Annotated in this window: 13 protein-coding genes; 6 read left to right on the top strand and 7 right to left on the bottom strand. The window is 71.7% G+C overall.

Annotated features, from left to right (window positions below; all coding sequences use genetic code 11):
- Positions 1 to 39: 39 nt before the first annotated feature.
- A complete protein-coding gene (locus ACFZDK_RS35890; protein ID WP_390978527.1) occupies positions 40 to 786 on the top strand; it encodes a phosphotransferase in 747 nt (248 codons plus the stop codon).
- 64 nt (positions 787 to 850) lie between these two features.
- Here ACFZDK_RS35890 and ACFZDK_RS35885 read toward each other — a convergent pair whose 3' ends face one another.
- The 4 genes from ACFZDK_RS35885 to ACFZDK_RS35870 all read right to left on the bottom strand — a co-directional run bounded on the left by ACFZDK_RS35885 (position 851) and on the right by ACFZDK_RS35870 (position 4,389).
- Positions 851 to 1,777, bottom strand: coding sequence for a GNAT family N-acetyltransferase (locus ACFZDK_RS35885; protein ID WP_390978525.1), 927 nt, complete (start codon positions 1,775 to 1,777; stop codon positions 851 to 853).
- Positions 1,778 to 1,915: 138 nt separating this feature from the next.
- A complete protein-coding gene (locus tag ACFZDK_RS35880; protein ID WP_390978523.1) occupies positions 1,916 to 2,893 on the bottom strand; it encodes a hypothetical protein in 978 nt (325 codons plus the stop codon).
- 510 nt (positions 2,894 to 3,403) lie between these two features.
- Complete coding sequence (locus ACFZDK_RS35875) at positions 3,404 to 3,736, bottom strand: hypothetical protein (RefSeq protein ID WP_390978521.1); 333 nt, start codon at positions 3,734 to 3,736, stop codon at positions 3,404 to 3,406.
- Positions 3,718 to 4,389, bottom strand: coding sequence for a hypothetical protein (locus tag ACFZDK_RS35870; RefSeq protein ID WP_390978519.1), 672 nt, complete (start codon positions 4,387 to 4,389; stop codon positions 3,718 to 3,720). Before ACFZDK_RS35870 ends, ACFZDK_RS35875 begins: the two co-directional genes overlap by 19 nt.
- 51 nt (positions 4,390 to 4,440) lie before the next feature.
- Here ACFZDK_RS35870 and ACFZDK_RS35865 point away from each other — a divergent pair, with 51 nt between their 5' ends.
- The 5 genes from ACFZDK_RS35865 to ACFZDK_RS35845 all read left to right on the top strand — a co-directional run bounded on the left by ACFZDK_RS35865 (position 4,441) and on the right by ACFZDK_RS35845 (position 9,459).
- Complete coding sequence (locus ACFZDK_RS35865) at positions 4,441 to 4,977, top strand: DUF4982 domain-containing protein (RefSeq protein ID WP_390978517.1); 537 nt, start codon at positions 4,441 to 4,443, stop codon at positions 4,975 to 4,977.
- 85 nt (positions 4,978 to 5,062) lie between these two features.
- Complete coding sequence (locus ACFZDK_RS35860; protein ID WP_390978515.1) at positions 5,063 to 6,451, top strand: AbfB domain-containing protein; 1,389 nt, start codon at positions 5,063 to 5,065, stop codon at positions 6,449 to 6,451.
- A 235-nt stretch (positions 6,452 to 6,686) separates the two neighbouring features.
- Positions 6,687 to 7,172 carry a hypothetical protein gene (locus ACFZDK_RS35855; RefSeq protein ID WP_390978513.1) on the top strand — a complete coding sequence of 162 codons (486 nt, stop codon included), beginning with the start codon at positions 6,687 to 6,689 and terminating at the stop codon, positions 7,170 to 7,172.
- A gap of 109 nt (positions 7,173 to 7,281) precedes the next feature.
- The gene (locus ACFZDK_RS35850) at positions 7,282 to 8,001 is read left to right on the top strand and encodes a class F sortase (protein ID WP_390978511.1); all 720 of its coding nucleotides are present in this window, start codon (positions 7,282 to 7,284) and stop codon (positions 7,999 to 8,001) included.
- Between the two features lie 93 nt (positions 8,002 to 8,094).
- Complete coding sequence (locus tag ACFZDK_RS35845) at positions 8,095 to 9,459, top strand: cytochrome P450 (protein WP_390978509.1); 1,365 nt, start codon at positions 8,095 to 8,097, stop codon at positions 9,457 to 9,459.
- Between the two features lie 37 nt (positions 9,460 to 9,496).
- Here ACFZDK_RS35845 and ACFZDK_RS35840 read toward each other — a convergent pair whose 3' ends face one another.
- From ACFZDK_RS35840 to ACFZDK_RS35830, 3 genes are read right to left on the bottom strand one after another with little or no spacing between them, the layout of a single operon-like run.
- Positions 9,497 to 10,504, bottom strand: a complete 1,008-nt coding sequence (locus tag ACFZDK_RS35840; RefSeq protein ID WP_390978507.1) for a substrate-binding domain-containing protein — start codon at positions 10,502 to 10,504, stop codon at positions 9,497 to 9,499.
- Positions 10,505 to 10,506: 2 nt separating this feature from the next.
- Positions 10,507 to 11,808, bottom strand: coding sequence for a glycoside hydrolase family 27 protein (locus ACFZDK_RS35835; RefSeq protein ID WP_390978505.1), 1,302 nt, complete (start codon positions 11,806 to 11,808; stop codon positions 10,507 to 10,509).
- A 17-nt stretch (positions 11,809 to 11,825) separates the two neighbouring features.
- Positions 11,826 to 13,349, bottom strand: coding sequence for an alpha-L-arabinofuranosidase C-terminal domain-containing protein (locus ACFZDK_RS35830; RefSeq protein WP_390978503.1), 1,524 nt, complete (start codon positions 13,347 to 13,349; stop codon positions 11,826 to 11,828).
- Positions 13,350 to 13,463: the final 114 nt, after the last annotated feature.

Below are 13,463 nucleotides of genomic sequence, written 5' to 3'. Positions count from 1 at the left end.
CGGCGACGTCGGCGATCATCCCCGGGATACTGGTCGCCCATGGATGAGGTCGAAGTCGTCGTCGCCCATTCCGAGCGTGCGACTCTGCGCGTCGGCGACGTGTTCCTGAAGGTGGACGCCGACCAGGCGCGCATCGACGTCGAGGTCGAGGCGATGGCCCTGGCGCCGGTCCCGACCCCGGAGGTCCTGTGGCACAGGCCGCCCGTGCTCGCGCTCGCCGCACTCCCTGGGACGACGCTCGGGCGCCTCGGCGGGTCGTCGACCGGGTCACCGGCGGCGTGGGCCGCGGCGGGCGCCGCCATCCGGAAGCTGCACGACGCGCCCCTGCCGGCCCGGCAGGGACAGGCCGGCCGCAGCATCGACGCGTTGACGGCGGAACTCGACACCGAGTGCGCGTCGCTCGTGACGAACGGCGTCCTGCCCGCCGATCTGGTCACCCGCAACCGCCAGGTCGCCGAGGCCGCACTGCGGCCGTGGACTCCTGCGTTCACCCACGGCGACCTGCAGATCGCGCACGTCTTCGTCGACGGCGACGAGGTCACCGGCATCATCGACTGGTCCGAGGCGGGCCAGGGCGATGCCCTGCACGACCTCGCCACGTTCACACTCGGACACGAGGAGCGCCTCGACGACGTCCTCGCCGGCTACGGCACCGACATCGATCTCGACGTGATCCACGCATGGTGGTCGTTGCGGAGCCTGCTGATCATTCGCTGGCTGACCGAGCACGGCTTCGACCCCTTCGCGCCGGGCTGCGAGGTCGACGTGCTGAGATCCCGGATGTGAGACCGCCGTGAGACCGCGCGGACCCGGCCGCCACCTGTGCGTTCACCGGCCCGCCCTTCATCCCTCAGCTCGCGACCATCTCCCAGGTGTCCACGGCGAAGTGGACGCTCATGCCGTGGCGGGCGTACAGCTCGGGCGCCCCGGTCTCGTTCGCGGTGTCCACGCCGAGCCCCACGCTCTCCCGTCCCCGCGCGGCGAAGGCCACGAACGCGTGCCGGAGCAGCAGTCCGCCGAGGCCCCGCCCGCGGGCCTCGCGCAGGACGCCGATGCTGCGGATCCACCCCATGGCCTCCCGGTCGTCCCGAGCGATCAGGAAACCCGCGTCTCCCCGTTCGTCCGTGGCGGCGATCCACACCAGCGACCAGTCGAGCCCGTCGGCGTCGATGTCGTTCAGCCACTGCCGGTAGGTCCGCGGCTGGAAGTCGAAGTGCTCGGCGAAGGCTGCCTGGTACAGCGCGTGCACGGCCTCCCGGTCCGCCCCATCGGCGCATGACCGCACCCGGACGCCGGAAGGTGGCTCGGGCAGCGGGCCGTCGGCGGGCCGCAGCGCCTTCTCCAGTACGTGGTACCGGCGTACGACGGTCCAGCCCCGTGCGCGGACGAGCGCCTGGTCGACGGTGGGCGCCACGTTGAGGTGCAGATGCAGCACGGCCCGTTCGGCGCCGTTGGCCCGGGCCATCTCCAGGGCCCTGGCCTCCAGGGCCGCCAGGAGCAGTTGCCCCGCGTCCTGGTGGTCGGGGAGCACGTAGTGGTCGGCGTCGATCCGCTCGCCGTGCGACTCGTCCCACACCAGCGCGTACGCCACCAGCCGTTCGCCGTGGAAGGCCAGCCAGGAGTCGCGTGCCAGGTCGATGTCGGGGTGTTTGAGGTCGGCCTCCACCGTGTGCAGATCGGTCTCCGGCCGCCCGATCTCGATGCGGTCGATCTCGTTGAGGAGATCGGTGACGGCCGGTGCGTCGGCGAGGGTGGCGGGGCGCACGAAAGAGGACATGGGGGCAGCGTCCGGGAGGGGGCCGGCCGGCCGCAATCGGGTTTTCCTCTCCCTCGTCGGTATGCCGTCAGGCGTCACGAGGAGGTGACCTCCGCGCCGCGTGCGGCGGGCGCGCGGTCACCGACCCGGCGGCGTTCGTCAAAGGGACCGGATCCGTCCGATCGCGTTGCCCAGCAGTTCGGTGAACCACACCGTGCGGTCCGGGCCGGTGGTGAGCCGGAAGGGTGCCTTGTCGGGACCGTGCGGCACCCGTACGACGGTGATCCTGCCGGCCGACGTCACCCGCCCGACGCGGCCGGACTCGTCGGTGAACCACACCCGGCCGTCGGGCCCCGCGGCGATCCCGCCGGGGTCGCCGTCCGCATCGGGCAGCCGGTACCGGGTGACGTGGCCGGTGCGGTCGATCCGGTCGACGGAGTTCGACCCGGACGCGGTGAACCACATCCCGCCCGGCCCGGCGACGATGTCCTCGGGGAAGTCCACGCGGCTCGGCAACGGGAACTCGGTGATCCGGCCGCCGGGTTGGATCCGCCCGATCCTGCCGCCGGCCAGCTCGGTGAACCAGAGGGCCCCGTCGGCGCCGGCCGCGATGCCGTACGGGAGGCTGTTCGGTGTGGGTACCCGGTACTCGGTGACCCTGCCCCCGGCCGTGATCCGGCCGATCCGGTTGGTGCCCAGCTCGGTGAACCACAGTGCGCCGTCACGGCCCTGCGCGATGCCGGCCGGGGCACTCGCGGCCTTGGGCAGGGCGAACTCGGTGACGGTGCCGGAGGTGGTGATCCGTCCGATCCGTCCGGCCGACTGCTCGGTGAACCAGAGGGCACGGCCCGGTCCCGCGGTGATGCCGAAGGGCCCGCTGTCCCGGGTCGGGGTGCGGTAGTCGGCGACCGTGCCGTCCGTCGCGATGCGCCCGATCCGGCCCGCCGCGGACTGGGCGAACCACAGCGCGCCGTCCGGCCCGGTGGCGATTCCGGCGGGGAGGCTGTCGGCGGTGGTGGTGATCGGATACTCCGTCACATCCCTGGCGTCGGCCCGGGCGGGGGCCGCGACGGCGGACGCGCCGGTGAGGGCGCCGAGGAGGAGAGCGAGCAGACGGCGGGGGAGGCGGCCGGGCATGTGGGGCCCTTCTCGGACGCGGTGTCAGGTCGAGTCCCGGACGGAGCGTGAGGTCGGGTCTCGGACGGGGTGTCAGATCGAGGCTAGGTGCGGTGGCGCGGCCGTACGACCCGGGCCGTCCGGACGGGGGAGGCGATGCCGTTCCGGGAGGGGGTGGCGGGGCCCGGGAGGTGTCATTGACATCACCGGTCCGTCCCCTGCCGTGGAACTCGGCACAGCATGTCGCACCGCTTTCGACCTATCGAACGACAGCCCGTGGGGCGGGGGGACGGGACTCCCTCGCCCCACGCCCTCGACATGCGGAGGACCCGTGCCCCTCATCCTCGGTGGACGAGCCTGCCCCACCCCGGCCGGGGCGTGACGGGTTCAGGACCCGGCCGTCACCGGTATCCGCTCCGGTCCGGTGGCGCCCCGCCCAGCGCACGGCGGGCGGTGCCGCTGGCCCCGTGACGGCGAACAGCGCGCCCATGACGTACCAGCCGGGCCGGCCCCAGTCGACGCGGAGCCAGATCAGCAGACCCGGTCCGAGGGCCTCGGCCAGCCCGGCGCCCACCCGAAGACGCCGGGGTACCGCCCGGTCGCCTGCTCCGGGGCGAGCCCGAAGGACACCTCGAAACCCGCCGCCGCATGCCACAGCTCACCGACCGTGTGCACGACCACCGCTCCCAGCAGCACACCCGCCGCCACCCGGCCGGGCACCCCGGCGGCCGGCGGGATCAGCGAGCAGGAGAGGGGGAACGCCAGCCCGGCGCGGCGGTAGGCGCGCCCGCCGGCCGTCGGCGAGTCGACGCCCCTGCTCGCCCGCACCTGGAAGGCGACGACGATCACCGTGCAGGTGAGCATGGTGCCCGAGACGAGCCAGCGCGCGCGGCCGTCGCGCCGATCAGCCACAGCGGCACGGCCACGGTCAGCACCTTGAACCGCACCGCCATGACCCCGTCCAGAGCGGTCAGCAGGAGATACGGCCGGTCCCGCAGCGCTGCCCGGCGGGGGCCGTCGGCGACGGCGGCGGGTGCGACCGGCGGCAGGGCGAGAAGGACCAGCGGGGCGGCGGCGCAGGACACCGACAGTCCGACGACCAGGAGCCGGTACGAGGTGACCGTGCCGACCTGGACCGCCCAGCCGGCCGCCGCCCCGTCCGCCTTCGCCGCGCTCGCCACGGACACCAAGAGGACGAACGGCCAGAAGTCGGCCGTCCACAGGAACGCGGCCGTCGCCGGCGACTGCGCCACGAGTGTGGCCGCGTACACCCCGCGCGCCCCGCGCCGGGCCGCCAGATGCCCGACGGCGACGGCCAGCGCCAGCGAGACCAGCCCCGCGACCGCGAGCCCGAGCCCCAGCTGTCCGGCGGGCAGCCCCACGGCCTCGGTGAAGTACAGCACCCCCGCCGTCAGATACCGGCCGCTGCCGACCGTGAAGACGAGGTTGGAGAGGGCGAGGACGCGCTGCGGGCCGGTGACCGGCATGAGTCGGGGCATGGCGGGACTCCGCGTCATGAGGCGACGGTAAGGACCCCGCCAGCTTGTCTCACCAGCTGGACCTGGGACGTGGACCCCGGCCACCCGATGACCGTGCGCGTCTACACGCCCGGTGACGGCGTCCGGCTCCTGCTCGACGGCGAGGAGATCGGCCGGCCGGCTCCCGAGCGCGCCATGGCCACCCTCACCGTGCCCTACCGGCCGGGCGAGTTGACGGCCGTGGTGTTCCGCGACGGCAGGGAGAACGCCCGTACGGCCCTGCGCACGGTCGGTGCCCCGGCGGCCCTGCGTCTGGTCCCCGACGCATGGTCGCTGACCACGAGGCGCGACGACCTGGCCCACGTCCTCGTCGAGGTCGTCGACGCGCACGGCCGGCTCGTCCCCGACGCGACGGTCCAGGCCGGGTTCGAGGTCGGGGGCCCGCCGGACGCTGTCCACGTGGTGCGGGTTGCCGTTGGCGACCCCGGCCAGTTCACCGGCGCGCCCCGGCAAACAGCCAGGTCACATGAGGCTCACAGCGACGGCCCCCGGACTGTGTCCGGCGACCCTGACGCTCGCGGTGGAGAGTGGGAAATCCGAGTAACTCCCTTGTTACGCAAGGATTGACGCGCCCCACGCGTCCCTCTAGTTTCTGATCGGTTTTCCGAACCACGTCCGATATCTCGGACAATCCCCCCTGTCTGGAGCGCACATGAACGGCACCCCCCTGTCGCGCCGTCACTTCCTCGGCATGACCGCGACCGTCCCCCTCGCCGCCACCGGTGCCCTGGCCCTCGGCGCCGGAAGCGCACAGGCCGCCACCAACTCGGCCTACGTGATGTGCTACTTCACCGAGTCCCCGGACATGCTGGCCGCCAACTACGGCCTGCACCTGGCCGTCAGCACCGACGGCCTTCAGTGGACCCCGCTCAACCAGAACAAGCCCGTCGCCACCCCCACGGCCGGCTCCCTCGGCCTGCGCGACCCGTTCATCCTGCGCAAGCAGGACGGCACCTTCGTGGTCCTCGCCACCGACCTGAACGGCACCGACTGGACCTACGTCAGCCAGTACATCCACGTCTGGGACTCCACCGACCTGCGCAGCTTCACCGGCTACCGGCGGATGAAGCTGCACGACATGGACACCCACAGCTGGGCGCCGGAGGCGTTCTGGGACGCGGGCCGCGGTCAGTACGGCGTCATCTACTCCGCGGTCAACAGCAGCGGCCACAACGTCATCATGATCAACTACACCAGTGACTTCGTCACCGCCGGCGATCCCCAGGTCTTCTTCGACCCCGGCTACGACGTCATCGACGGCGACCTGGCGGTCGGCGTCAACGGTGTCAACTACCTGTACTTCAAGAAGAACTCCACGCTCGTCGGCGCCCGCTCCACCTCACTGGACCCGGGCAGCTTCACCGAGTTCAGCACGGCCGTCTCGCACAACGGCACCGAGGCCCCGACGCTGGTCAAGTCCCTCACGTCCAGCTCCACCTGGTACCTGTGGGGCGACACCTGGGACCCCAACGGCGTCTTCTACGCCTGGCAGACCTCGGCGCTGTCGGCCGGCACCTGGACGGCCCTCGACCAGAAGACCTACACCCAGCCGCTCAACTCCAAGCACTGCGGCATCCAGCCGATCACCTCGACCGAGTACACCAACCTCGTCGCCCAGTGGGGCACCCCCACCTGGAACCGGCTGAAGTCGTACAACTACCCGGCCCGGTACGTCCGGCACAGCAACTTCGTCGGCCGGATCGACGAGTACGCCTTCGACCCGTACACCGACGGCCTGTGGAAGCTGGTCCCGGGCCTCGCCGACAGCAGCGGCGTGTCCTTCCAGTCGGTCAACTACCCGACCCGCTATCTGCGCCACTACAACTACCAGCTGCAGCTCGACGTCAACGACAGCACCACGTCCTTCGCGCAGGACGCCACGTTCTACAGGACGGCCGGCCTCGCCGACTCCTCGTGGTCGTCGTTCCGGTCGTACAACTACCCGACCCGCTACATCCGCCACTCCAACTACGTGCTGCGGATCGACCCCATCTCCACGAGCACGGAACAGGCCGACGCCACCTTCTACGTCGGCTACTGACGCGGCGGCGGGCCCGTCGTGCGCAGACACGCCGACGGCGGGCCCGGTCGTGCCCGAATGGCGGTGTCCCCGCCCGGAGGATTGACCCAGCCGGGCGGTGTTGGGTGTGTCGCCACCACGGATGGGCGGCCGGGATGGTGCGGGGCGGAGGCCTGGCTGACGGTGGTTCATGTCGGAGCCGGGTCGTTACAGCTGATGGAGTATCGGCGCCCGGCCACGGCGGAAGGACATCGAGATGCGTTCTGCCCGCATGATCCTCGCGACGACGGCCGCCACCGCCGCCCTCGCGTTCGCCGCACCCGCGGCCCAGGCCGCGGTCGCGGGGGACTGGGATGACGGCTCTTCCTACAGCAGCAGCGACAGCAAGTTCGACCCCGACACCTACAAGGATCAGGACGACGAGGGCCAGGGAGGCAAGGGAAACCAGGGAGGCAAGGAGGACCAAGGAGGCAAGGAGGACCAAGGAGGTAAGGGAGACCAAGGAGGTAAGGGAGACCAGAGCGGCAAGGGAGAGCAGAGCGGTAAGGGGGACAAGGGGGACGACGAGGGCAGCTCGTGGGGTGACGACGAGGAGAGCGGCAAGCCGCACGGCGGCATGCACACCGGAGGCGGCGGCCTCGCCACGCCCGGGGTCACGGCCGGCGGGCTGGCCGTCCTCGGCGTAGCGGCCACCGGCGCCTACGCGCTGCGGCGCAGGAGAGTCCCGGGCTCCGTGTCCTGATGGGCATACGCAGCCGGGGGCCGCGGTGCCGCCGACGGCCGACACGCCGACGGCACCGCGACCCCCGTTGCCGACCATCCCGCTGCCGTGCCCCAGAAAGGTGACCCCGATGGCAGCTGGCGCCTCCTCCCCGCGCCCCGGCGACCCGCACACCGACACCCCGCACAGCGGCGGCCCGCCTCCCGAGGACCCGAACGCCGGGGAACCGGACGGCCCGCGACGCGGCGGACGGCTGCCCGTATGGGCCGTGGCCGTGCTGCTCCTGGCCGTGGCGCTGTTCGGCGGACACGGCAAGGCCTCCGACGGCTCGGGCACCGCGCCCACCGAGAGCGCGGACGCGGCCCCCTCGGCCGGTACGCGCGGGACCGCCGCGGCGCTGCCCCGGTCCGCTCCGACGCGTCTGGTGATCCCGAAGATCTCCGTGGACGCCCCCTTCACCGACCTCACCCTCGGCCCCGCGGGCCAGCTCCAGCCCCCGCCGTCCGACGACATCAACCTCGTCGGCTGGTATTCCGGTGGCCCGGCTCCCGGTGAGGCGGGCACTGCCATCATCGCGGGCCATGTCGACACCAAGATCTCGGCCGCCGTCTTCGTCCGGCTGGACGAACTCGAACCCGGCGACCGCTTCACGGTGAGCCGGGCCGACGGCACCGACGCCCACTTCGTGGTCGACAGCGCCGACACCTTCGCGAAGGACGACTTCCCGAGCGAACGCGTCTACGCGGACACCCGCCGTCCCGAGGTCCGGCTGATCACCTGCGCCGGCGACTACGACCACGACGTCAAGGACTACACGGAGAACCTGGTGGTCTTCGGCCACCTCGTCTGATTTCGAACGCGTGATCGCGTGTCGGACAGCACAGATTGGGCCATGGTCGCGGATGGGCAGCCATGAGCGAGGTCATGATCGCCGTGAAGGGACATGAGACTCGTGACGCTTGTGGCGCCTCCCCCCATCCCCAGGGCGGCGGGTTCGCTCCCGCTGCTGGGTCACGCCGTACAACTCGGCCGGGACAACCTCGCCTTCATCGCCGGACTCCGGGAGAAGTACGGCCCCCTCGTCGAGATCACCCTCCAGCCGGGCACCCGCACCGTCGTCGTACAGGACCCCGAACTCATCCGGACGATGCTCACCGACCTGGGGCCGAGCCTGGACAAGGGCCGGTTCTTCGAGAAGATGGGCCAGTTGATGGGCGAGTCGGTGGTCACCGTCGCCGGGCCGGAGCATGTCCGGAAACGGCGGCAGCTGCAGCCCGCTTTCGGCCGCGCGGAGATCGCCCGCTATGTCGACCTGATGCGCGGCGAGGTCGACTCAGCCGTGGACCGGTGGACCGAGGGCGAGGACCTGGATGTCCGTGAAGCCATGGTCAAGCTCTCCCTCGACATGCTCGTGAAGACCGTGTTCTCGGGCAGCATCAGTGCAGAAACGTTTAGTCAACTGCGGCGCGACCTCTCCGTGGTCATGAACGGGGTCGGCGTCCGCATCATGCTGCCCGACTGGTTCGAGCGCCTGCCCCTTCCCTTCAACCGCCGCTTCGACCGCGCACGTGACGACGCGCGCGCCACCATCAACGAAGCCATCGCCGCACTCCAGGCCTCCGGCACCGGCTCCGGCGACATGCTCTCGATGCTGATGGCCGCCACCGACGAGTCGACCGGGGAGCCGCTGACCGAGGACCAGATCTGCTCGGAGATCCTCACCCTGGCCGTGGCGGGCACCGAGACCACGGCGTCCGTGCTGTCCTGGATCCTCTACGAGCTCGCCCGCGACCCCGGGATCGAGTCCCGGGTCCTGGCCGAACTCGACGAGGTGCTCGGCGAGCGCCCCGTGGCCTTCGAGGATGTCACCCGGCTGCCCTACCTGGACCGCGTCATCAAGGAGGCGCTGCGACTGCACCACACCGGCTGGCTGGTCACCCGCCGGACGATGACCGAGACCCGGCTGGGCGACTGGACCCTGCCGCCCGGCACCGAACTCGCCTACTGCCAGCACGCCCTGCACCGAGACCCCGCGTTCTTCCCCGACCCCCTGGCCTTCGACCCGGACCGCTGGCTGGACGGCGAACGGAGCCTGCCGCCGGGCGCGTTCCTGCCCTGGGGAGCGGGCCGGCACAAGTGCATCGGCGACCGGTTCGCGGTCACCGAGCTGATCACCGCCCTGGCGACCCTGCTGCGGCGGGTCCGCCTGGAGCTCGACCCCGGCCGGACCGTCCGGCCGGTGGCCCGGGCGACGGTCCGGCCGCGCACCCTCGTGATGCGGGTACGGTCACGCGCCGCGGCGGAGTGACGGCGGCGGGGGTGCGGTATCCGGGCGGCTGAGCGGTTCAGCCGCCCGTCGACTCCCGCACCACCAGGCGGAAGGGACCGGTGAACTCCTCCCGCTCCGGCCCGGGCCCGGCCCCGTCGATGCGCGCCGCCAGCAGGGCGACCGCGCGTTCGGCCATCAGGTCGTGGTCCGGGTCGACGGTGGAGAGGGAGGGGACGAGGTACGCGCTCTCGTCGACGTTGTCGAAGCCGATCACCCTGACCTGCCGCGGCACCCGGATCCCGGCGTCGGCGAGCGCGCGCAGCACCCCCATGGCCACCGTGTCCGTCACACAGAACACCCCGTCGGCATCGAGGCCGTCCGCCAGCCTGTCCCGGAGGGCACGGGCGGCCCCCTGCAGGGTGAGCGAGTCCGCGGTCACCACCAGCTCCGGATCCGCCGGCAGGCCAGCGGCCGCCAGCGCCCGCAGATACCCGGTGTGCCGCAGGTTCGACACGTCAGCCTCGCCGCCGAGCCGCCCGCACACGATCGCGACCCGCCGGCAGCCCCGCTCGACGAGATGACGGGTCGCAGCCTCCGAGGCGGCCTCGTTCGGCATGGCGACATGGTCGACGGGACCGCCGAAGATCCGCTCGCCCAGGATCACCACCGGATGGTCGACGTCCAGCGCCTCGGCATCGGCCGGCCCCATCCCCACGGTGGCGAGGATGAGGCCGTCGTAGAGCCGGTTGCGGGAGAGCGACAGAGCCGCCAGCTCGCTCTCGCGGCGGGCACCGGTCTGCTCGATGCTCACCCGGAGGCCGTGCCGGGCGGCCGCCGCGATGATGGAGGCGGCCAGCCGGCCGTAGTACGGGCGGTTGATCTCGGGGACCGCCAGACCGATGGTGCCGGTACGGCCCTTGCGCAGGTTGCGGGCGGCGACGTTGACCCGGTAGTCGAGCCGGGTCATGGCCGCCAGGACACGGTCCCGGGTGGCCGGGCGGACGTTGGGATGGCCGTTGATCACGTTGGAGACGGTCATCGCCGACACCCCGGCCGCCTTCGCCACGTCCTGGATCGTCGCCACCCTCACTCCCCTCCGCTGTCCTCCGCAAGACGATAGAGGGCGGCACCGTGCGGGGGCAGTTCGACGACCAGCCGCCGGCCGTCGTGACCGGTGTCGGCGTGGGTCCACAGCTCGCGGACCCGGTCGCCGGGCAGGGCCCCGACCGACCCCAGCGGCACCTCGAAGCGGCGCGCCTCGTCCGCGAGCGAGAACACCGCCGCGTAGCGGGTGTGCCCGTCGGTGTCCCGGGCGGTCCACAGCACCAGGTCCCGCTCGCGCAGCACCTCCCGGTTGCCGGTGCTGTGCCACAGGACGTCGAGCGCCTCGTCGTTGCTGAGCAGGGCGATGGTCTCGGGCGGGGAGGTGGGCAGGTCGCCGCCCATCATCAGCGGCGAGCGGGAGATCAGCCAGAGGGTGAGGAGGCTGGTCTGCTCGGCACGGGTGAGGGCGGACTGGCGGTCCGCGCCCCGCTCGGCACGGATGCCGATGTGGCCCAGCGGCAGCATGTCGGCGTCCGCCCAGCCGGGTCCGTCCTGCCAGGGGGCCCAGCGCGCCATGCGCGCGAACTGCGCCTCGACGTCCTCCCAGCGGTCCCACAGGTCGTCGCAGACCCGCCACATGGTGGCGTGCTCCCGCAGATGGTCCAGGCGGGCGACCGACATGTCGGTGCCGGGGGAGAGGCTCAGCTCGATCGGGCGCCCGCTGCGCTCGATCGCCCGTGCGTAGGCGGCGATCTCCCGCTCGTGGTACGGGAAGAGCATGTCGTCGGCCTTGACGAAGTCCACGCCCCAGGCGGCGAACTGGGCGACCTGCGCGTCGTAGTACGCCTGGGCGCCGGGATGGTCGTGGTTCAGGCCGTAGTTGTCGGAGTTCCAGGGGCAGACGGAGCCGGTGTCGGCGACCTGGTCGGCGGTGAACTCCGTGCCCAGCACGGGCAGTCCGGCCGCCACGGCCCGCCGGGGGATGCCGCGCATGATGTGCAGCCCGAACCGCAGGCCCATGGCGTGCACCCGCGCGGCCAGTGGCCCGAACCCGGCCCCGGCCGTGGCGGAGGGGAACCTGCCCGGTGCCGGGAGCTGGCGGCCGTGGCCGTCCAGGACGAGCGGCGCGTCCGGGTTGTAGCCGTGGGAGCGGGCGGTGGGTTCGTACCACTGGATGTCCACCACGACGGTGTCCCAGCCGTGCGGGAGCAGGTGCTCGCGCATGAACTCCGCGTTGGCGAGGACCTCGTCCTCGGTGACGGTGGTGCCGTAGCAGTCCCAGCTGTTCCAGCCCATCGGCGGACGCAGATGGCGTGCGGGCAGCGGACGCGCGGATCGGGTCATGTGCGCACTCCTTCGGGTCAGCGCCGGTTCAGCGGGGCCTGGACGGTGACGAACGAGTGCGGCGGGAGGGTGAGCCGCAGTCCGCCGGGGGTCACCGACAGGCCGTCGAAGTGCCGCGGAGCGACCGCCGTCGACGTCTCGGGAGTGTTGTGGGCCTGCGGTTTGTCGGCCGTGAGGATGCGCGCGGTCGGCGCGCCGAGGGTGCCGCCGCGCAGGTCGAGGGTGACCTCGGCGGGTTCCTCGGCGTCCAGGTTGCTCACCGAGATCAGCACCCGGCCGTCCTTGACGCTGGCGGAGGCGGACAGCGTCTCCAGCTCCCCGTCCCCGGCCCGGCGCCGGGCGTCGTCGCCGTTGAGGTGCACGGTGAGCGAGGTGGCGTCCTGGTGGCCCTTGTTCATCTCGAAGACGTGGTAGGTCGGGGTCAGGACCAGGGCGTCGCCGTCGGTGAGGAGCATCGCCTGGAGCACGTTGACCGTCTGGGCGATGTTGGCCATGTGCAGCCGGGCGGCGTGCTTGTGGAAGATGTCGAAGTGGGTGCTGGCCACCAGCGCGTCGCGCAGGGTGTTCTGCTGGAAGAGGAAGCCGGGGTTGGTGCCGGGCTCCACGTCCCACCACGTGCCCCACTCGTCCAGGACGAGGCCGACCGTGCGGCCCGGGTCGTAGACGTCCATGACCGTGGAGTGGCCGGTGAGGATGCGGTCGATACGGCGGGCCGACAGCAGGGTGCGGTAGTAGTCGTCGGTGTCGAAGTCGGTGGCGCTGCCCTTGGCCTCCCAGGGGCCCGCGAGGGTGTAGTAGTGCACCGAGAGGCCCTGGAAGAAGTTCTTCGGGGTGGCCTCGCAGCCGAAGCAGCTGATCTGCTGCATCAGGGTCTCGGTCCACTTGTAGTCGGCGTCCGAGGCGCCGGAGGCGATCCGGTAGAGCTTGTTGTCGCCGTGGTCCCGGCAGTAGGTGGCGTACTGGCGGGCCAGGTCGGCGGAGTACTCGGCGCGCATGTTGCCGCCGCAGCCCCAGGTCTCGTTGCCGATGCCCCAGTACTTCACCCGCCACGGCTCCTCGCGCCCGTTCTCCTTGCGCAGCCGCACCATCGGGCTGTCGCCGTCCCGGGTGAGGTACTCCACCCACTCGCTCATCTCGCGAACGGTCCCGGAGCCGACGTTGCCGCTGATGTAGGGCTCGGCGCCGAGGAGTTCGCACAGGGCCATGAACTCGTGGGTGCCGAAGTGGTTGTTCTCCTCGACGTTGCCCCAGTGCGTGTTGACCATCCGGGGCCGCTGCTCGCGCGGTCCGATGCCGTCCCGCCAGTGGTACTCGTCGGCGAAACAGCCGCCCGGCCAGCGGAGGTTGGGGATGTCCAGGGCGCGCAGGGCCGCCACGACGTCGAGGCGGATACCGCCCTCGTTCGGGACCGGGGAGTCCTCGCCGACCCAGAAGCCGCCGTAGACGCAGTGGCCGAGGTGCTCGGCGAAGTGGCCGTAGAGATGGCGGCTGATCGTCGGGCCCTCGATGTCGAGGTTGATGATCGCGGTGGCGGTGGGCACGCGGGTACTCCTGTCCAGGCCTGTTGTTCGAAATGTGGAACGTCGTTCGTGACTCCGGTTGTATCGATAAAAAACTGCCATCGGACCATGGCCGCGTCAAGGGCGCGGACGGCC

This window comes from Streptomyces sp. NPDC007901 (assembly GCF_042959465.1).
Lineage (GTDB): Bacteria > Actinomycetota > Actinomycetes > Streptomycetales > Streptomycetaceae > Streptomyces.
Note: the sequence above shows the minus strand (reverse complement) of the source record. Positions and strands in the feature narration are given on the sequence as shown.

Coding starts and splice junctions, on each gene's coding strand:
- ACFZDK_RS35890 (WP_390978527.1), top strand. CDS start 40: ATGGATGAGGTCGAAGTCGTCGTCGCCCATTCCGAGCGTGCGACTCTG.
- ACFZDK_RS35885 (WP_390978525.1), bottom strand. CDS start 1,777: ATGTCCTCTTTCGTGCGCCCCGCCACCCTCGCCGACGCACCGGCCGTC.
- ACFZDK_RS35880 (WP_390978523.1), bottom strand. CDS start 2,893: ATGCCCGGCCGCCTCCCCCGCCGTCTGCTCGCTCTCCTCCTCGGCGCC.
- ACFZDK_RS35875 (WP_390978521.1), bottom strand. CDS start 3,736: ATGCTCACCTGCACGGTGATCGTCGTCGCCTTCCAGGTGCGGGCGAGC.
- ACFZDK_RS35870 (WP_390978519.1), bottom strand. CDS start 4,389: ATGACGCGGAGTCCCGCCATGCCCCGACTCATGCCGGTCACCGGCCCG.
- ACFZDK_RS35860 (WP_390978515.1), top strand. CDS start 5,063: ATGAACGGCACCCCCCTGTCGCGCCGTCACTTCCTCGGCATGACCGCG.
- ACFZDK_RS35855 (WP_390978513.1), top strand. CDS start 6,687: ATGCGTTCTGCCCGCATGATCCTCGCGACGACGGCCGCCACCGCCGCC.
- ACFZDK_RS35850 (WP_390978511.1), top strand. CDS start 7,282: ATGGCAGCTGGCGCCTCCTCCCCGCGCCCCGGCGACCCGCACACCGAC.
- ACFZDK_RS35845 (WP_390978509.1), top strand. CDS start 8,095: ATGAGACTCGTGACGCTTGTGGCGCCTCCCCCCATCCCCAGGGCGGCG.
- ACFZDK_RS35835 (WP_390978505.1), bottom strand. CDS start 11,808: ATGACCCGATCCGCGCGTCCGCTGCCCGCACGCCATCTGCGTCCGCCG.